This is a genomic window from Frigoribacterium sp. CFBP 8766 (assembly GCF_014841435.1).
In the GTDB taxonomy this organism is placed as follows: Bacteria; Actinomycetota; Actinomycetes; order Actinomycetales; family Microbacteriaceae; genus Frigoribacterium.
The window spans coordinates 104,783-121,061 of record NZ_JACYTX010000006.1 but is presented as its reverse complement, the minus strand read 5'-3'; the positions used below and the strand labels follow the sequence as shown (position 1 = coordinate 121,061).

The following is a 16,279-nucleotide window of genomic DNA, read 5'->3' as shown; positions in this document are numbered from 1 at the left end:
GACGCTAGGCCCGCGGGCGGGCCGCGTCGGTGAACAACGGGAGAATCATGCACGGCATGCACATGCTGCGCCGACGGGTGCGGGTGCCCCTCTGCCCGCCGGAGGCGCGGCGCGGCCTCGAGTGGTCAGGACTGGCCGACCGGGCTGTCAGCGCAGGCAGCGGGCGATCGCTCGCCGCGCCTCCTCGACCTCGCGGACGAGCCGGTCAGGCCGGCGCTCGAGGGCCCAGCGGACCAGGTCGAGGTGGTGCAGCAGGGCGAGTCGTCGCAGGGTCGGCAGGGCGTCGTCGAGGTCGACCCCGACGCCGTCCGCGAAGCGCCGCAGCTCGTCGACCGTGACGAGGCCGTCGAGGGCGCTCCAGCGGTGCACGCGGTCGAGCTCGAGCCACGGCACGGGGCCCGTCCGGGCCGTCCCCCAGTCGATGAGTACGGGGTCGTCGGCCCCCCGGGGCACGAGGTTGCGCGGCGCGAGGTCGCCGTGCACGAGTCCGTGCCGCCACCCCGCGCTCTCGACCGCGAGCTGCTCGAGGGCCGCTCGCAGTGGGCCGCGCTGCTGCTCGTCGTAGACGCCGAGGTCGAGGAGGCGGTCGCCGGGCACCAGGGAGTCGAGGCCGTACCGCAGGTGGCGGCGCCAGGCCTCCGGCAGGTCGCGGCCGAAGCGCGTGAGGAGCGCATCGGGCACGCGAGCGTCGTCGTCCCCGGGCGCGCCCGCCGTCGCGGGGTCGAGCGGCACCTCGGCGAGCGCCGCGGCGAGGCGGCCGAGGTCGTGCCACGGGTCGCGGTCGGAGGCGATCGAGGTGACGTGCTCGACGATCATGAGGGGCGCCTCCCCGAACTCGGGTTCGCAGGCGAGCACCCGAGGCGTCGGCACTCCGTGGCGTGCGGCGTGCTCGGCGGCCCATCGCTCGGCCGGGTAGGTGTCGGGCGCCGACCCGGCGGGGCCGTGCGGCGTGCGCACGACGACGTCCACGCCGTCTCCCCAGATCCGGACGACGTGGGCGTCGACGCCGGGCAGGAGGGCGCCCTGGCGGGTGCCGCGAGCGCGAGAGACGAGCTTCTCGACCGCCAGGGCGGCCAAGGAGACCAGCGCTCCCTCGTCCGGATCGGGCTCGGGAGAGGAGTCCGACTCCATGACGGCAGCAGCCTCGTGGCCGTCGTCGTGTGGGTGCAGGTGCGGGTGCGGGTGCGGGTCCTTGTCCACGGGGCCGGCCGTGCCCCGGCTCAGGCCGAGTTCCCGCCGGCGGCCGACCACGACGAGCCGCCGGCCTCGCCCCTCGGGCCGGCCTGTTGCCGCTCAGCATCGGCCTGGGCCCGCACGCCTGCCCCTGGGTCGGACTCGTCGAGCCTGGCGGCCAGCGCGCGGTCCCGCCGGTCGCGGAGCACGATCGCGACGGTGGCGGCGACGATCGCGAGCACGATCAGGGCGATGACGACTGTGGCGGTGTTCATGCGGTGTCCCCTCGACGGCGTCCGCCCACGCTACCGACGACCTCGGCCGTCGTCGAGGGCGGGTCCTGGATGCCGGGACCACCGCCTCCTCGGCCGCCGCCCTGACGACGAGGGACCTGGTGAACCGGCGGGAAGCGCTCGTCGCGTCTGCGTGCCGAGCAGTTCGCGTCGGTTCGGCGGGTCGCCCGCACCGGCGGCGCCACTGTCGACGCTCATGGCTGGCTCATCGGAGCCGCAGGGGGCGCTCATCGACGACGACGCGAAGGTGGTCGCATGAGCCGCATCCCCGAGCCCGAGTCCACCCCCGACGGCCCCGCCTGGGAGGGCCGCCTGCTCGACCAAGCCGACGAGGAGGTCGTCGACCAGGGCGTGGCGTTCGACGTCCGCACGCTGCTGAGCCGCCGCTCCGTGCTCGGCCTGATCGGGCTCGGCGCCGGTTCGCTGGCGCTGGCGGCGTGCACCAGCGCGACGGGCGCCTCCGGCGGGTCGTCGGGGTCGGGTGCGGGGAGCACTCCGACCGGCACGGCGACGTCAGACGCAGGAGGCGCGGCCACGGGGGCCGGGGAGATCCCGGACGAGACGGCCGGCCCCTACCCCGGCGACGGGTCGAACGGCGTGGACGTGCTCGAGAGGTCGGGCATCGTCCGCAGCGACATCCGGTCGAGCATCGGCGGGGGCGCCACCGCCGACGGCGTCGCGATGAGCCTGCGGCTGACGGTGCTCGACACGGCCTCCGGCGACGTCCCGTTCGCCGGCGTCGCCGTCTACGTGTGGCACTGCGACGCCGCGGGCGGCTACTCGATGTACTCGGACGGCATCGAGGACGAGACCTACCTGCGCGGCGTCCAGGTCGCCGACTCGAACGGCACCGTCGCCTACACCTCGATCGTGCCCGCCTGCTACTCGGGCCGCTGGCCGCACGTCCACTTCGAGGTCCACCCGGACGTCGGCTCGATCACGGAGTCGACCTCGGCGATCGCGACGTCGCAGCTCGCCCTGCCCGAGGACGTCTGCCGCACGGTCTACGCACTGCCCGCCTACTCGGGCTCGACCACGAACCTCGACCAGGTGAGTCTCGACGGCGACGGCGTGTTCGGCGACGACGGCGGGGCGCTGCAGCTCGCGACGGTGACGGGCGACGCCTCGGCCGGGTACGTCGTGTCGCTCACCGTGCGGGTCGACACCCGCACGACGCCCACCGCGGGCGCGGCGCCGTCGGGCGGCGGGGGCGGGAGCGCAGGAGGCGGCGGCACGCCTCCCGGGTCCCGCTAGCCGGGCGTGCGTCCGCACCCTGCGGACCCGCTAGCCGGGCGTGCGTCCGCACCCTGCGAACCCGCGCAGACCCTCGCGCGCGCCGGAGGGTGCGCGCGGGTCTACGGGGTGCGGACGAGGTCCGGGTGGGCGGCGGCGGGCGCGGCAGGCGTCGCAGGCGCAGCGGCAGCCGCCTGCGGCCCCGTGCGGAACGGCGTGCCGTTGAGGCGGCGGTCGCCCAGCGCCCGCTCGCGGTGGATCGCGGGGTTGTGCGACGCGATGGTGCGGGCGTTCCGCCAGTGCCGGTCGAGGGCCCGGTCGGCGTCCACCGCGGACGCGCCGCCCACCTCGAACAGGGCGGTCGCGGCCTCGAGGACGAGCGGCAGCACGACCTGCTGGGCCTCGAAGACCGTGGCCAGCGCCTCCTGGTAGTCGTCGTTCGAGGCGCGCGCGTCGACCGCCTCCAGCGCCCGCACCGCGGACAGCGTCACCGCCTCGACCGCCGACGCGATGCTCGACAGCCGCCCGACGACGCCCTGCACGAGCGGGTCCTCGCGCGGCAGCGACACCCCCGCGACGCCGAACGTGCGGGTGCGGGGCCGCACGAAGTCGACGGCGTCGCGCAGCACCGCCCGGGCGATCCCCGTCTCGGCCGCGAGCAGCACGAGCTGGTACAGCGCCTGCGTGTAGGCGAGCGGGCGACGCTCGGCGTTGTCGCTCCAGGGCAGCACCTGGGCCGGGTCGACCGTGACGTCGTCGAAGATCGTCGTGCCGCTGCCGGTGAGGCGCTGGCCGAAGCCGCCCCAGTCGTCGAGGCGCGTGACGCCCGGCGCGTCGGCGCGCACGGCCAGCGCCACGGGCTCGTCGCCGCGGAGCGCCCCGACCCAGATCCAGTCGGCGTAGAGCGTGCCGGTGCTGTAGAACTTGCGCCCGTCGAGGCGGAGGCGGCCGTCGACCTCGGTCAGCCGCGTCGTCACGGCGGTCGCGTCGCCGCGCTCGGCCTGCGCGTTGCCGACGAGCACGTCGCCGGCCGCCAGCCGCCCGAGCCACTCGGTGCGCAGCGGCCCGTCCGGCTGCGCCCGCTGCGTCTCGACGAACGCGACGTGCCCGCGCAGCAGCTGCGGCAGGTTCGAGTCGGCCTCGCCGAGGCGCACGAGGAGGCGGAACTCCTGCTCGAGGGACGCCCCCCAGCCGCCGTGCTCGACCGGCACCCGCAGCGCGCCGAAGCCGGCCCGGCGCAGCAGGTCGACCTCGGCGACGGGGAGGCGGCGGTCGCGTTCCCGGGCGACCGCGCCCGCCGCGATCTCGTCGACCAGGGGGCCGAAGACCGCCTCGATGCGGTCGTCGAGGTGGGGGGTGCCGGGGCCTGCCGTGGGGTCGCTCGTGCTGTCGGTCATGCGCTCCTTTGTGTCATGCCCGCGCCTCCTGCGACAGGGCCGACGACACATGACGACACGTCACGACACATGTCGCAAGAGTCCTCGCGGCGGGCTCCGCCGCCGTGACAGGGTCGGCAGCCATCACCCCGGCACCGGCCCCAGCGACCGGCCCGCCGTCCACAGCACACCGCCCACCACCCCGAGGAGTCCCCGTGTCCGATCACGACGCACCGCAGCCCACGCCCGCCGCCGACCCGCCCGCCGGTGCTCCCGCCGGGCTCCGTGCCTCCCTCGACGACTCGCGCCGCAAGCGTCGCCGCGGCTTGCTCACCGGGCTCGGCGTCGTCGTCGCCGCGGCCCTCGTCGGCGGCGGCTTCTGGGCCGGATCGGCCACCGCGGGAGCCGGCGACGGCGCCCAGGCGGCGACCGGCGGAGGCGCAGGAGGCGGCGGCGACCGGATCAGCGTGAAGATCGCCGGAAGCGGCGAGAGCGACCTGCAGGACGCCGTCAAGACCGTCGCGGCCGAGGACGGCCTCGACGTCACCTGGGTCAACTTCGACGACTGGACCCTGCCGAACTCGGCCCTCGTGGCCGGCGAGGTCGACGCGAACGCGTTCCAGCACACGGCGTTCCTCAGCGCGTACAACGTCGCCAACGCCACCGACCTGACGCCGGTCTTCTCGACCACCATCACGCAGTGGGGCGTCTTCTCCGCGACGATCGACGACCTCGACGACCTCGGCCGGGGCGCGCGGATCGCGATCCCCGACGACGCGTCGAACGGCGCCCGGGCGCTGTTCATCCTGCAGGCCGCCGGGCTGATCGAGCTCGGCCCCGACGTCGGCGTCTACCCGACGGTCGACGACGTCGTGTCGAACGACCTCGGCCTCGAGTTCGTCCCGATCGGCGCGACGACGATCCCCACCCAGTTCGACGACCCGAGCCTCGACGCGGTCGTGGTCGGCACCTCCTACTTCGACCCGTCGCAGCAGATCGACGCCGAGGACGCGCTCTACCTCGACGACTCGCTCAGCGACGAGTCGCGGCCCTACGTCAACGCGGTCGTGACCAGGGCCGACGACGCCGACGACGAGGCCTGGACGAGGCTGGCCGACGCCTACGCCGACCCGCGCGTCGCAGCCGCCCTGAAGAAGGAGTCGTTCGGGAACACGGTGCTCGTCGACGTCTCGGCGGCCGACCTGCGCAGCACCCTCGCCGACCTCGAGACCGCCGCCCGCGAGCTGACCTCGTGACCGCGGACCCGGTCGTCTCGTTCGAGCACGTCTCGAAGTCGTACACGGTGCAGGGGCGCCGGTTCGACGCCCTCCGCGACGTCGGCCTGGAGGTGGCGCGCGGCGAGGTCTTCGGCATCGTCGGCTACTCCGGAGCCGGCAAGTCGACGCTGCTGCGCACCGTGAACGCCCTCGAACGGCCGACGAGCGGCCGGGTCGTCGTCGACGGCCGCGAGGTCTCGGCGCTCCGCGGGAAGGAGCTCTACGCGGCCCGACGCCGGATCGGGATGATCTTCCAGCAGTTCAACCTGCTCTCGTCGCGCACCGTCTACGGCAACGTCGCCTACCCCCTGCGCCTCTCGGGGCTGTCGCGCGACGAGACGGTCGACCGGGTCGAGGAGCTGCTCGACTTCGTCGGGCTCAGCGAGAAGGCGCTCGAGTACCCGGCGAAGCTGTCGGGCGGCCAGAAGCAGCGCGTCGGCATCGCCCGCGCGCTGGCGAACCGCCCCGACGTGCTCATCTCGGACGAGGCGACGAGCGCCCTCGACCCGCAGACCACCGGCGAGGTGCTCGACCTGCTGCGCCGCGTCAACGACGAGTACGGCCTGTCGATCTTGCTCGTCACCCACGAGATGGACGTCATCCGCGAGCTCGCCGACAGCGTCGCCGTGATGCAGGGCGGCGAGGTCGTCGAGACCGGCTCGGTCTACGACCTGTTCGCCGACCCGCAGCACCCCACGTCGCGGCGGTTCGTGTCGTCCGTGCTGCACCACGAGGCGACGCCCGGCGTCCTCGAGCGCATCCGCAGGGTGCACACGGGACGCATCGTGCGCCTCCACGTCGAGGACCGCGAGTCGAACGACCCGTTCCTCTCCCGCGTCGCGCGCACCCACGGCGTCGACTTCAACGTCGTCTACGGCGGCGTCAGCGAGCTGCAGTCCCGGCTGTTCGGCGACCTCACGGTCGAGCTGCTCGGCGACGACGCGGCGATCGACGCGGCCGTGGTCGACCTGCGCCGCACCACGAGCGTGACGGAGGTGGTCGCCGGTGCGTGACATCGAGCCGGCCGTGCTGTGGCCCAAGATCTGGACCGCCCTGCTCCAGACCCTGCAGATGGTGACGGTGTCGTTCGTCCTGGCGACCGTGCTCGGCGTCGTGCTGGGGCTGGTGCTCTACTCGACCCGACGCGGCAACCTGCTGCAGAACGCGGCGGTCTTCACGACCCTGAACGCGGTCATCAACGTGATCCGGCCGATCCCGTTCATCATCCTGATCGTCGCGATCTCGCCGCTGACCCGCGTCGTGATCGGCACGAGCATCGGCACGGGCGCCGCCATCTTCGCGCTGACCATCGTCGCGACGTTCTCGATCGCGCGCATCGCCGAGACGAACCTCGTCGCGGTCGACCGCGGATCGGTGGAGGCGGGCGCCGCCATGGGAGCGTCGCCCCTGCGGGTGCTCGTCACGATCGTCGTGCCGGAGGCGCTCGGCCCGCTCGTGCTCGGCCTGACCTACATCTTCGTCGCCCTGGTCGACGCGACCGCGGTCGCCGGCCTCGTCGGGGGCGGCGGGCTCGGCAACCTCGCCATCACGTACGGCTACCAGCGCTTCGACACGTTCGTCATGGTGACCGTGATCGTGCTGATCATCGTGCTGGTGCAGGTGGCGCAGCTGCTCGGCAACGTGGTCGCCCGCAAGGTGCTGCACGAGACCGCGACCGCCTAGCCCTGCAGGAGGCGCCGCCTCCTAGCCGGGGAGGCGCCCGGCGAGCAGGGCGTACAGCAGCGGCACCGCGGAGGCGACCATCAGCACGGTGCCGAGCACGTCGCCGTCGGCCCGCAGCACGGCGCCCGCGATCAGCAGGCCGCCGAACAGGACGGCGGCCAGCACGCGCCGGGCCGTCCGCTCGATGCGGCCGAGCTGCCGCTCGATGCGGGGGCTGCCGACCTCGAGCGTGCCGTCCTCGAGGCGGCCGACGAGGTGGTCGAGCCGTCCGGGCAGGCGGGCGGCGAAGCCGACCGCGTCGGCCGCTCGCCGGGCGACGTCCTGCACGGCGTTGCCGCGCTCGTCGCGCACGAGCCGGGCCGCGTAGGGCTCGACCGAGTCCCAGAGGTTGAAGACCGGGTCGAGGGCGCTGGCCACGCCGGAGGTGAGGGTCACCGCCCGCAGGACGAGCAGGAAGTCCTCGGGCAGCTGGAACGGCAGCGACCGGATCAGGTCGCCGAACTGCCCGGCGAACTCGCGGTACTCGCGAGGGTCGACCTCGCGCAGCTCGGCGAAGCCCATGCCGCCGAAGCGGGCGAAGGTCGCGGTGACGGCGCGCTCGAGGCCGACCGTGTCGGCGGTGGGCAGCAGCACGCCGAGGTCGCGCATCGCGTTCACCATGCCGCTGCCGTCGCGCGACGCGGCCGCGATGAGCAGCTGACGGAGGCCGTTCCGGGTGCCGGTGGGCACCTCCCCCATCATCCCGAAGTCGATGAAGGTGAGCCGCCACGGGCGCTCGCCCTCGGCGGCCTCGACGGGCGTGACGAAGATGTTGCCGGGGTGCGGGTCGGCGTGGAAGAAGCCGTTGCCGAAGAGCTGGTCGAACATGACCGCGGCGAAGACCGGGGCGACCTCGGCAGGATCGATGCCCGCGGCGCGGAGGCCCTCGGCGTCGGTGATCTTGATCGCGGAGACGTCCTCGAGCACGAGGACGCGGCGGGTGGACCGCTCCCAGACGACGTCGGGCACGCCGACCCGGTCGTCGTCGGCGAAGTCGGCGGCGAAGCGGGCCGAGTTGGCGGCCTCGTGCAGGTAGTCGATCTCCTCGAGGCTGGTGCGGGCGAACTCCTCGACGAGGGCAGGGGCGTCGACGCGGTCGTAGACGAGGCGGACGTGGCTCAGCCAGCCGCCGACCTTGCGGAGCGCGGCCAGGTCGACGTCGACGATGCGGTCGATGCCGGGGCGCTGCACCTTGAGCACGACGTCGCGGAGACCGGTGTCGGCCGAGTCGACCGGGCCGAGGACGGCGCGGTGCGCCTGGCCGAGGGAGGCTGCCGCGATCGGCTCCGGGGACACGGAGGCGAAGACCCGGTCGAGCGACACGCCCAGCTCGGCCTCGGCGAGCGCCCGGATCTCGGGGAAGGGCACGGGCGTGACCTCGTCCTGCAGCCCCTCGAGTTCTTTGGTGATCTCGGGCGGGAGCACGTCGAGGCGCGAGGACAGGTACTGGCCGACCTTGATCATCAGGCCGCCGAGGTCGAGCGCGAGCCCGTGGAAGCCGCGGGCGAAGCGCTGCATCCGCCGGGCGCGGGTGCGCTCGGCGACCCAGCGGAGCCCGAACCGGGGCAGCACGAGCTCGAACCACCACGTCACCGCGAGGTGGCGGGACGCGAAGCGCAGGATCCGGCGGTACCGGGCGCGGCCGGCGCGGTCGCGCACCGCGGGGTCGCGGTCACGTGCCACGGAGCTGCGGTCGCGCTCCGCGGAGCCGCGGTCTCGCTCCGTTGAGCCGCGGTCTCCTGCCGCGGAGCTGGCCTCGTCGGGACGGGGCGACGCCACCCGCGTCAGTCTCGAGCGAGGATCGAGTAGATGCGCCGGCGTGCCTCGTCGAGGACCGCCACCGCCTCGTCGACCTGGGCGGAGGTGCCGGTGCGGCCGATCTGGGCGGTCGCGCGGGCGAGCTCGACGCCGGCCTTGGGCAGGGCGGTGCGACGGTCGCCGGAGGAGCGCGGGGCGGCCCACGGGTCGGAGGGGTCGACGCCGGCGGCGGCGCGGCCCGAGTCGGTGAGCGACCAGACCTTGCGGCCGTCGGTCTCCTCGGCGACGATCAGGCCCTCGTCGGCGAGCAGCTGCAGCGTCGGGTAGACGGAGCCGGCGCTGGGCTTCCAGTCGCCGCCGCTGCGCTCGTCGATCTCGTGGATGATCTGGTAGCCGTGCATGGGCCGCTCGCCGAGCAGGGCGAGGATCGCGGCGCGGACCTCGCCGCGCGGGGCGCGGGCGCCGTCACGACGGTCGAAGGTGGAGCGGAGCTGGTCCATGGCCTGCCACATCCCGTCGAGGTCCATGCCGAAGGTGCCGGGTGTGCGCGAGGTGCCCATGATGATCTCCTGTCGAGGGTCGAGCGATGCCCGAACGATATACCTCGGGCCTCGGCGGGAGCGGGGCTGGCGCCCAGGGTCGGCGAGCGTGCGCGTCCGCGCGCCTCCGTGCGCGTCCGCGCGCCTCCGTGCGCCTCCGTGCGCCGAGTGGTCCGTTCCGGCCGGTGCCGACGCCCTGAGGGACAGGACCTGACCACTCGACGCGGTCGCCCGGGGACTCGAGGCGGCAGTCAGCGACGCGGACGGGTCGGCCGGGACCACCGGCCGCGACGCAGGGCCCGACGGAGCCGCTCGACGGCGTGTTCCGTGTCGGCGTTGCCGACGTCCTGGAACGAGCCCATGCCGCCTCGCCACAGGGCGAGCGCGTCCCGGGACGCGACGCGCACCTCCTGCGCGGTCACGAGGCCGGCGAAGCGGTCGCTGAGCTGGCGGGCGACCGAGAGGCGCGCGTCGTCACCGTCGGCGACCGCCGCTCTCCGCAGCTCGTCGACCGCGCCGAGGATCTCCGCACGGACGACGTCGACGTTCCTGCTCTGGCCCCCCATGCACGCGATCCTACGAGGAGGTCGTCCCCGGCATGATCGACCTGTGGACGACACCCGTGCGATCAGCCCCTCCCTCCGCCCGGCCACGAGCGCCGACGCCGAGGCGTGCGTCGCGCTCTGGGTCGCGGCGTGCGCGGCCCGGGACGGCCAGGCGTTCCCGGGCGTCGCCGAGCGGGCGCGCCCGAAGTTCGACCGCAGCATCAGCTGGTTCGTCGCGGAGCAGATCGACGGCACGCTCGGCGGGTTCGTCCTGGCGACGGCGCCGGGGAGCGGCCTGCCGTCCGACCCGACGGATGCTGCCGTCCGGGGGCTGCTGGCCATCGCACCGGCTGCGCAGGGGCAAGGTCTCGCTCGGGCGCTGATCCGTCACGTGACGGATCAGCTCCCCGAGCTCGGGCACCCGCGCATCGTGCTGCACGCGCTGCTCGACAACACGGCGGCGCTCCGCCTCTACGAGAGCGAGGGCTGGGAGGCGGTCGGCGAGCCGTTCGAGCACTCGCTGCTCGGTCGTCCGATGCGGACCTACGGCCGGGACCTGCGCGCCGTCGAGTGACCCCGGCCGTGCCGCGTGCAGGAAGTCGCGGGGCGCGGGTCCTGAGTCGTGCACGGGTCAGGACGGCGAGTCCCCCCGGTGCGCGGATCAGGACGGATGTTCCTGAATGAGGAGAGCGAGGAGAGCAGGAGGCGGGCGTCGAGCCGGGTGGCCTAGACTGCGGTCCGACAGTTCGTCTGGCCACGCTCTCTGTGGTCGACGCGACCACGCCAGTGGACGCAACGGACGCCTCCGCCGAAACCCACACGGGCGGCGAGGCGGATCGCCACGTGGTCGATCTCGACGGCGCTCGACAGCGAGTCGCCGACCGAGACCTGAGCCTCCTTCGCCGGTCCCGCCACAGCGGGCCGGGCAGCCCGCCGAGCGGGTCGACGCCGGCAGAACACCGACACCTCCGTGCGGGCACACCTCGCGCGACTCCCCCACAGAAAGCGGCCAGCATGCCGAACGTAGCGACCAAGCACTCCCTCGACCTCAAGAAGCCCCAGCCCCTGAAGCGCGGCGCCCTGCGCGTCACCCCGCTCGGCGGCCTCGGCGACGTCGGGCGCAACATGACCCTCTTCGAGCACAAGGGCAAGCTCGTCGTCGTCGACTGCGGCGTGCTCTTCCCGGAAGAGACGCAGCCCGGCATCGACGTGATCCTGCCCGACTTCACGCCGCTGCGCGACCGCCTGAAGGACGTCGAGGCCATCGTGCTGACGCACGGCCACGAGGACCACATCGGAGGCGTGCCCTACCTCCTCAAGGAGCGCCCCGACATCCCCCTGGTCGGCTCGAAGCTCACGCTCGCCTTCATCACGGCGAAGCTGCAGGAGCACAAGATCACGCCGATCACCCACGAGGTCGCCGCGGGCGACCACCACCAGGCCGGCCCGTTCGACCTCGAGTTCGTGGCCGTGAACCACTCCATCCCCGACGGCCTCGCCGTCGCGCTCCGCACGAGCGCCGGCCTCGTGCTGCACACGGGCGACTTCAAGATGGACCAGTTCCCGATGGACAAGCGCATCACCGACCTCAACCACTTCGCCCGCCTGGGCGACGAGGGCGTCGACCTGTTCATGACCGACTCGACCAACGCCGAGGTCCCCGGCTTCACGACCGCCGAGAAGGACCTGGGCGCCGCGATCGACCGCGTCTTCCGCGAGGCGCCGAAGCGCATCGTCGTGTCGAGCTTCGCCAGCCACGTGCACCGCATCCAGCAGGTGCTCGACACCGCCCACAAGCACGGCCGCAAGGTCGCCTTCGTCGGCCGCTCGATGGTCCGCAACATGGGCATCGCCTCCGACCTCGGCTACCTGAACATCCCCAAGGGCCTGGTCGTCGACCTCAAGCAGCTCAGCAAGATGCAGGACAACAAGATCGTCCTGATCTGCACCGGCTCGCAGGGCGAGCCGATGGCGGCGCTGTCGCGCATGGCCAACCGCGAGCACATCATCAAGGTCGGCGAGGGCGACACGATCCTCCTCGCGAGCTCGCTCATCCCCGGCAACGAGAACGCGATCTACGGCGTCATCAACAGCCTGATCCGCTGGGGCGCGACCGTCGTGCACAAGGGCAACGCCAAGGTGCACGTCTCGGGCCACGCCAGCGCCGGCGAGCTGACCTACTGCTACAACATCGTCAAGCCGAAGAACGTCCTCCCCGTGCACGGCGAGTGGCGCCACCTCACGGCCAACGCCGACCTCGCGATCGCCACCGGCGTCGCCGAGGACCGCGTGCTCGTCGTCGAGGACGGCGTGGTCGTCGACCTCGACCGCGGCCGCGCCAGCATCGCCGGACGCATCCCCGCGCCCTACGTGTTCGTCGACGGAGCCACGATCGGCGTCGCCACCGAGGACGCCCTCAAGGACCGCCTGTCGCTCGCCGAGGAGGGCCACATCACGGTGCTCGGCATCTTCGACCTCGCGACGCAGAAGCTGGTCGAGCCCGTCGAGTTCATCCCGCGCGGCTTCGTCGAGGCCGTCGGCTGGGAGGACCAGGCCGAGGACGTCGCGGCCAAGGCCCTCGAGCAGGCCACCGCACGCGGCCACGTCGACGGCGAGGCCGCCGAGCGCGCCATCGAGGACGGCCTGAGCCGCTGGTTCTTCCGTCGCCACCGTCGCACGCCCGTCATCACGACGGTCGTCATCGACGCCGACTGACCCGCCCCGGCCCTGACGGGCCGTGAACCGACGAGAGATGCTCCCTGCACCCCTGCAGGGAGCATTTCTCGTCGATCCGTGGACGCGGGAGAGGGAACCGACGGGACGAGGAGGCGATGGTCCCTTGACAGCGGGAGCGGCGCCTCCTAGGTTCATTACTGAACCAATTAACCAATGCACCAGCCGGGACGAAGGAGGCGACGTGTTCGACGACGGGACGCCCATCTTCCAGCAGCTCGCCGACCGCATCGCGGGCGACGTGCTCTCGGGCACGTACGCCGAGGGCGACCAGGTCGCCTCGACGAACGAGTTCGCCGCGTTCTACCGGATCAACCCCGCCACCGCCGGCAAGGCGGTCAACCTGCTGGTGGACCGCGGCGTGCTCTACAAGCGCCGCGGCATCGGCATGTTCGTCGCCGAGGGCGCCCGCGAGCGCCTCGCCGAGCAGCGCCGCGCGGCGTTCGCGGCCGAGTACGTCCGACCCCTGGTGCTCGAGGCAGCCGCCCTCGGCATCGACGCCGCCCACCTGCGGCGCATGATCGATCAGGAGACCGCACCATGACCACTGCGATCGAGATCACCGACCTCTCGCGCCGCTACGGATCGACCGACGCCCTCACCGACGTCTCGTTCGACGTCGAGCAGGACACGATCTGCGGCCTGCTGGGCCGCAACGGTGCCGGCAAGACCACGACCCTGTCCGTCGTCGCCGGGCAGGAGCGCCCCTCCGGCGGCCGGGTGCGCGTCTTCGGGCACGACCCCGCCGACGACTCCCGCGTGGCCTCCCGCACCTCGTTCGTCAAGGACGACCAGCGCTGGCCCGACGACTTCCGCCTGCGCGAGGTGCTCGCCGTCGGGCCCGCGTTCCACCGCGGCTGGGACGCCGAGCTGGCCCGCTCCCTCGCCGCCGACCTGCGGGTGCCCGAGAAGACGCCGGTGAAGAAGATGTCGCGCGGACAGGCCTCGGCCGTCGCGATCGTCATCGGCGTCGCGTCCCGCGCGCCGCTGACGATCTTCGACGAGCCGTACCTCGGCCTCGACGCGACCGCCCGGCAGCTCTTCTACGACCGCCTCCTCGCCGACTACTCCGAGCACCCCCGCACGATCCTGCTGTCGACGCACCTCATCGACGAGATGGAGTCGCTGCTCGAGCACGTCGTCGTGCTCGACCAGGGGCAGGTGCGGCTCGACTGCGACGTCGACGACGCCCGCGCCTCGGCGTACTCGGTCGCCGGCACGACCCGGTCGGTCACCGCGTTCCTCGCGGGGCGGACCGTGCTCAGCAGCCACGGCATCGGCGGGCTCACCACGGCCGTGGTCGAGGGGGCCGCCGACGAGCGGGTCCGCGCCGACGCCGCAGCAGCGGGCGTCGAGCTCTCGCCCGTCGGCCTGCAGCAGGTCGTGGCCGCCCTCGGCGCCGCGAGCGCCGCCTCCTCGGCCGTCCACCACGCCGACGACGGCGACGACCTCGACGGCGGTGGCCTCGGCGGACCGACCGCCGACGCCGCCCCCCGCACCGCCCCGGAAGGAGCCCGCTCGTGACCACCGCACCGCTCACCGCCCGCAGCCGACCCGAGGAGGCGCGCGCCGCCTCCCGCATCGCGCCCGTCGTCCGCCTGCACTTCGCCCGCCGCCTGAACCTGCTGCTCGTGCCGCTGTTCGTCATCGGCGTGACCCTCGTGGTGTCGATCGTCATCCAGCTCGCGATCCAGCGGGCGGGCGTCGACGTCGGCACGATCACGTACGCCGCGGGAGCACGTCAGAACCCGGGCGTCGCCTGGGCGCTGAGCGGCTACCTCGTCGCGATGGGCGTCGCGACGGTCGCGTCGACGTTCCCGCTGGCAGCCGCCCTCGGCACGACCCGGCGCGACTTCGCGCTCGGCACGGCCGCGACGCATGCCCTGACCGCGCTGTTCCTCACCGCGGTGTTCGTCGGGATGCTCGGGCTCGAGCTGCTCACGGGCCACTGGTTCGGCGGGTTCTACGTCTTCGACGTGAACGTGCTGGGGGCAGCCGACCCGCTCGTGCTCACCGTGGTCGCCTTCCTCGGGTCGTGGCTCGCGCTGTCCGTCGGCGGGGTGTTCGGCGCCTCCTGGCTGCGGTTCGGGCCGCGCGGGCCGCTGGCGATCAGCGTGACCGCCGTCGCCGTGATCGCGGTCGTCGTGCTCGCCACGGTTCCCTCGTTCGCCGCGGTCGCCGAGGCGTTCCGCCCCTGGTGGCTGGCCGTCGCGGCCGTCGCGCTGACCGGGCTGTCGATCGCGGGGACGTTCGCGTTCCTGCGCCGCGCCTCCGTCCGATAGCCGTCGCCGCGCCGCGCACCGCGCACACCCGCCGCACCCGCGCACACCCCTCCGCGCGAGCGCGGGTGTGCGCGGGTCTCGAGGGTGTGCGCGGGTTCCGGCGGGCGGCAGCCGCAGCCGCAGGCGCGGCGCGGCGCAGCGCGCACAGGCGGAGGAGGCGCGGGGCGCGTACTGATGGAGGACCCACGTCAGGAGCCCTCCATGCCCACAGTCCTCGTCGCCGGAGCGACCGGAGACCTCGGTCGCCGCGTCGTCCGCGAGCTGCTCGCCCGGGGCGCCGACGTCCGCGTGCTCACCCGCCCCGCGAGCAGCTCGGCCGACCGCCTGTTCGACGGGACGGAGGGCGTGGTCGTGACCCGCGCCTCCTACGGGGACCCGGCGGCGCTGCGCGACGCGGTCCGTGGCGTCGACGTCGTCGTGTCGACCGTCAGCGGGGTGCGCGACGTGATCGTCGACGCTCAGACCGCGCTGCTCGAGGCCGCGGTCGCCGAGGGCGTGCCGCGCTTCGTGCCGTCCGACTACTCGGCCGACTACCGGTCCCTGCCGCCGCGGTCGAACCGGAACCTCGAGTTCCGGCGGGAGTTCGCGGGCGTGCTCGACGCCTCTCCGATCCGCGCCTCCTCGGTGCTGAACGGGGCGTTCGCCGACATGCTCACCGGACAGGCGCCCATCGTGCTGGCCGACCGCAAGCTGGTGCTGTTCTGGTCGGACGCCGACCAGGTGCTCGACTTCACCTCGAAGGACGACACCGCCGCGGTCACGGCCGCCGTCGCGCTCGACCCCACGGCTCCGCGCTACGTCGAGGTGGCCGGCGACCGCGTCACCGCCCGCGAGCTCGCCCGCACGATGTCGTCGCTGACGGGCGAGCCGTTCCGCGTGCAGTGGGCCGGCACGACGGGCCTGCTCTCGGCGATGAGCAAGGGCATGCGCCGGTTCTCGCGCGAGACCGACGAGGCGTTCCCCGCCTGGCAGGGCATGCAGTACCTCGTGAGCATGTACACCGGCGACGGCCAGCTGCGCCGCGTCGACAACGACCGCTGGGGCGAGGGACGCGACTGGACGTCGACCCGCGACGTCCTCGCCGCGCACGTCGCCTCGCGCGCCTGACCGGAGCCGAGGAGGCGCCGCCCCGCCCCCGAGACCCGTCGCCTGTACCCCGCAACCAGTGGACGCCCCTTGACCGGGGGCCACGGTGCCGATAGGAATGACGAGCTGACGGCGCTGTCATCGACGACAGGTGTACCCCGTCATGCACGGCCGCTCCCGAGCGGCCTCACCCAGATCACGGGATCACCCGCAGGAGCACGACGATGGCGTCAGGCCGTTCACAGACCGATCAGCGACCACA

General features: G+C 73.6%; 16 protein-coding genes. 10 read left to right on the top strand and 6 right to left on the bottom strand.

Translation table 11 applies throughout. From position 1 onward, the window contains the following. Positions 1–147: 147 nt before the first annotated feature. Positions 148–1,200 carry a phosphotransferase gene (locus tag IFT90_RS14825; protein WP_192042984.1) on the bottom strand — a complete coding sequence of 351 codons (1,053 nt, stop codon included), beginning with the start codon at positions 1,198–1,200 and terminating at the stop codon, positions 148–150. A gap of 20 nt (positions 1,201–1,220) precedes the next feature. Continuing rightward, positions 1,221–1,448 carry a hypothetical protein gene (locus IFT90_RS14820; protein ID WP_123548481.1) on the bottom strand — a complete coding sequence of 76 codons (228 nt, stop codon included), beginning with the start codon at positions 1,446–1,448 and terminating at the stop codon, positions 1,221–1,223. Between the two features lie 273 nt (positions 1,449–1,721). Between IFT90_RS14820 and IFT90_RS14815 the strand changes: the two genes are divergently transcribed. Beyond that, positions 1,722–2,720: a 3,4-dioxygenase subunit beta gene (locus IFT90_RS14815; protein ID WP_192042983.1), complete on the top strand. Its 999-nt coding sequence runs from the start codon at positions 1,722–1,724 to the stop codon at positions 2,718–2,720. 101 nt (positions 2,721–2,821) lie between these two features. Here IFT90_RS14815 and IFT90_RS14810 read toward each other — a convergent pair whose 3' ends face one another. Then, positions 2,822–4,096 (bottom strand): acyl-CoA dehydrogenase, encoded by a 1,275-nt coding sequence (locus tag IFT90_RS14810; RefSeq protein WP_192042982.1) that lies wholly within the window; start codon positions 4,094–4,096, stop codon positions 2,822–2,824. Positions 4,097–4,290: 194 nt separating this feature from the next. Here IFT90_RS14810 and IFT90_RS14805 point away from each other — a divergent pair, with 194 nt between their 5' ends. Genes IFT90_RS14805 through IFT90_RS14795 form a run of 3 tightly spaced genes read left to right on the top strand, consistent with a single transcriptional unit; the run spans position 4,291 to position 7,035 of the window. After that, the gene (locus tag IFT90_RS14805; protein WP_192042981.1) at positions 4,291–5,331 is read left to right on the top strand and encodes a MetQ/NlpA family ABC transporter substrate-binding protein; all 1,041 of its coding nucleotides are present in this window, start codon (positions 4,291–4,293) and stop codon (positions 5,329–5,331) included. Next, positions 5,328–6,365: an ATP-binding cassette domain-containing protein gene (locus tag IFT90_RS17675; protein WP_192042980.1), complete on the top strand. Its 1,038-nt coding sequence runs from the start codon at positions 5,328–5,330 to the stop codon at positions 6,363–6,365. Before IFT90_RS14805 ends, IFT90_RS17675 begins: the two co-directional genes overlap by 4 nt. Then, a complete protein-coding gene (locus IFT90_RS14795; protein ID WP_233569182.1) occupies positions 6,358–7,035 on the top strand; it encodes a methionine ABC transporter permease in 678 nt (225 codons plus the stop codon). The genes IFT90_RS17675 and IFT90_RS14795 overlap by 8 nt, the downstream gene beginning before the upstream one ends. 21 nt (positions 7,036–7,056) lie before the next feature. Here IFT90_RS14795 and IFT90_RS14790 read toward each other — a convergent pair whose 3' ends face one another. The 3 genes from IFT90_RS14790 to IFT90_RS14780 all read right to left on the bottom strand — a co-directional run bounded on the left by IFT90_RS14790 (position 7,057) and on the right by IFT90_RS14780 (position 9,937). Then, positions 7,057–8,757 carry an AarF/UbiB family protein gene (locus IFT90_RS14790; protein ID WP_192042979.1) on the bottom strand — a complete coding sequence of 567 codons (1,701 nt, stop codon included), beginning with the start codon at positions 8,755–8,757 and terminating at the stop codon, positions 7,057–7,059. 101 nt (positions 8,758–8,858) lie between these two features. Next, entirely contained in the window at positions 8,859–9,392 is a 534-nt protein-coding gene (locus tag IFT90_RS14785; protein ID WP_228506932.1) for a PadR family transcriptional regulator, read from the bottom strand. Positions 9,393–9,622: 230 nt separating this feature from the next. Continuing rightward, positions 9,623–9,937, bottom strand: coding sequence for a hypothetical protein (locus tag IFT90_RS14780; RefSeq protein ID WP_192042978.1), 315 nt, complete (start codon positions 9,935–9,937; stop codon positions 9,623–9,625). 43 nt (positions 9,938–9,980) lie between these two features. Between IFT90_RS14780 and IFT90_RS14775 the strand changes: the two genes are divergently transcribed. The 6 genes from IFT90_RS14775 (at position 9,981) to IFT90_RS14750 (ending at position 16,038) form a co-directional block, all read left to right on the top strand. After that, positions 9,981–10,490, top strand: a complete 510-nt coding sequence (locus IFT90_RS14775; protein ID WP_192042977.1) for a GNAT family N-acetyltransferase — start codon at positions 9,981–9,983, stop codon at positions 10,488–10,490. Between the two features lie 440 nt (positions 10,491–10,930). Next, a complete protein-coding gene (locus tag IFT90_RS14770; protein WP_123548473.1) occupies positions 10,931–12,631 on the top strand; it encodes a ribonuclease J in 1,701 nt (566 codons plus the stop codon). A 202-nt stretch (positions 12,632–12,833) separates the two neighbouring features. After that, positions 12,834–13,193, top strand: coding sequence for a GntR family transcriptional regulator (locus IFT90_RS14765; RefSeq protein ID WP_192042976.1), 360 nt, complete (start codon positions 12,834–12,836; stop codon positions 13,191–13,193). Continuing rightward, on the top strand, positions 13,190–14,173 hold the full coding sequence (locus tag IFT90_RS14760) for an ABC transporter ATP-binding protein (RefSeq protein ID WP_192042975.1): 984 nt from the start codon (positions 13,190–13,192) through the stop codon (positions 14,171–14,173). Before IFT90_RS14765 ends, IFT90_RS14760 begins: the two co-directional genes overlap by 4 nt. Beyond that, on the top strand, positions 14,170–14,931 hold the full coding sequence (locus IFT90_RS14755) for a hypothetical protein (protein ID WP_192042974.1): 762 nt from the start codon (positions 14,170–14,172) through the stop codon (positions 14,929–14,931). The genes IFT90_RS14760 and IFT90_RS14755 overlap by 4 nt, the downstream gene beginning before the upstream one ends. Before the next feature lie 201 nt (positions 14,932–15,132). Further along, the gene (locus IFT90_RS14750) at positions 15,133–16,038 is read left to right on the top strand and encodes an NmrA family NAD(P)-binding protein (protein ID WP_192042973.1); all 906 of its coding nucleotides are present in this window, start codon (positions 15,133–15,135) and stop codon (positions 16,036–16,038) included. Positions 16,039–16,279: the final 241 nt, after the last annotated feature.

What these genes read in the sequence shown, in the direction of transcription:
- IFT90_RS14815 (WP_192042983.1), top strand. Translation starts at nt 1,722, where the DNA reads ATGAGCCGCATCCCCGAGCCCGAGTCCACCCCCGACGGCCCCGCCTGG.
- IFT90_RS14780 (WP_192042978.1), bottom strand. Translation starts at nt 9,937, where the DNA reads ATGGGGGGCCAGAGCAGGAACGTCGACGTCGTCCGTGCGGAGATCCTC.
- IFT90_RS14820 (WP_123548481.1), bottom strand. Translation starts at nt 1,448, where the DNA reads ATGAACACCGCCACAGTCGTCATCGCCCTGATCGTGCTCGCGATCGTC.
- IFT90_RS14760 (WP_192042975.1), top strand. Translation starts at nt 13,190, where the DNA reads ATGACCACTGCGATCGAGATCACCGACCTCTCGCGCCGCTACGGATCG.
- IFT90_RS14750 (WP_192042973.1), top strand. Translation starts at nt 15,133, where the DNA reads ATGCCCACAGTCCTCGTCGCCGGAGCGACCGGAGACCTCGGTCGCCGC.
- IFT90_RS14770 (WP_123548473.1), top strand. Translation starts at nt 10,931, where the DNA reads ATGCCGAACGTAGCGACCAAGCACTCCCTCGACCTCAAGAAGCCCCAG.
- IFT90_RS14810 (WP_192042982.1), bottom strand. Translation starts at nt 4,096, where the DNA reads ATGACCGACAGCACGAGCGACCCCACGGCAGGCCCCGGCACCCCCCAC.
- IFT90_RS14785 (WP_228506932.1), bottom strand. Translation starts at nt 9,392, where the DNA reads ATGGGCACCTCGCGCACACCCGGCACCTTCGGCATGGACCTCGACGGG.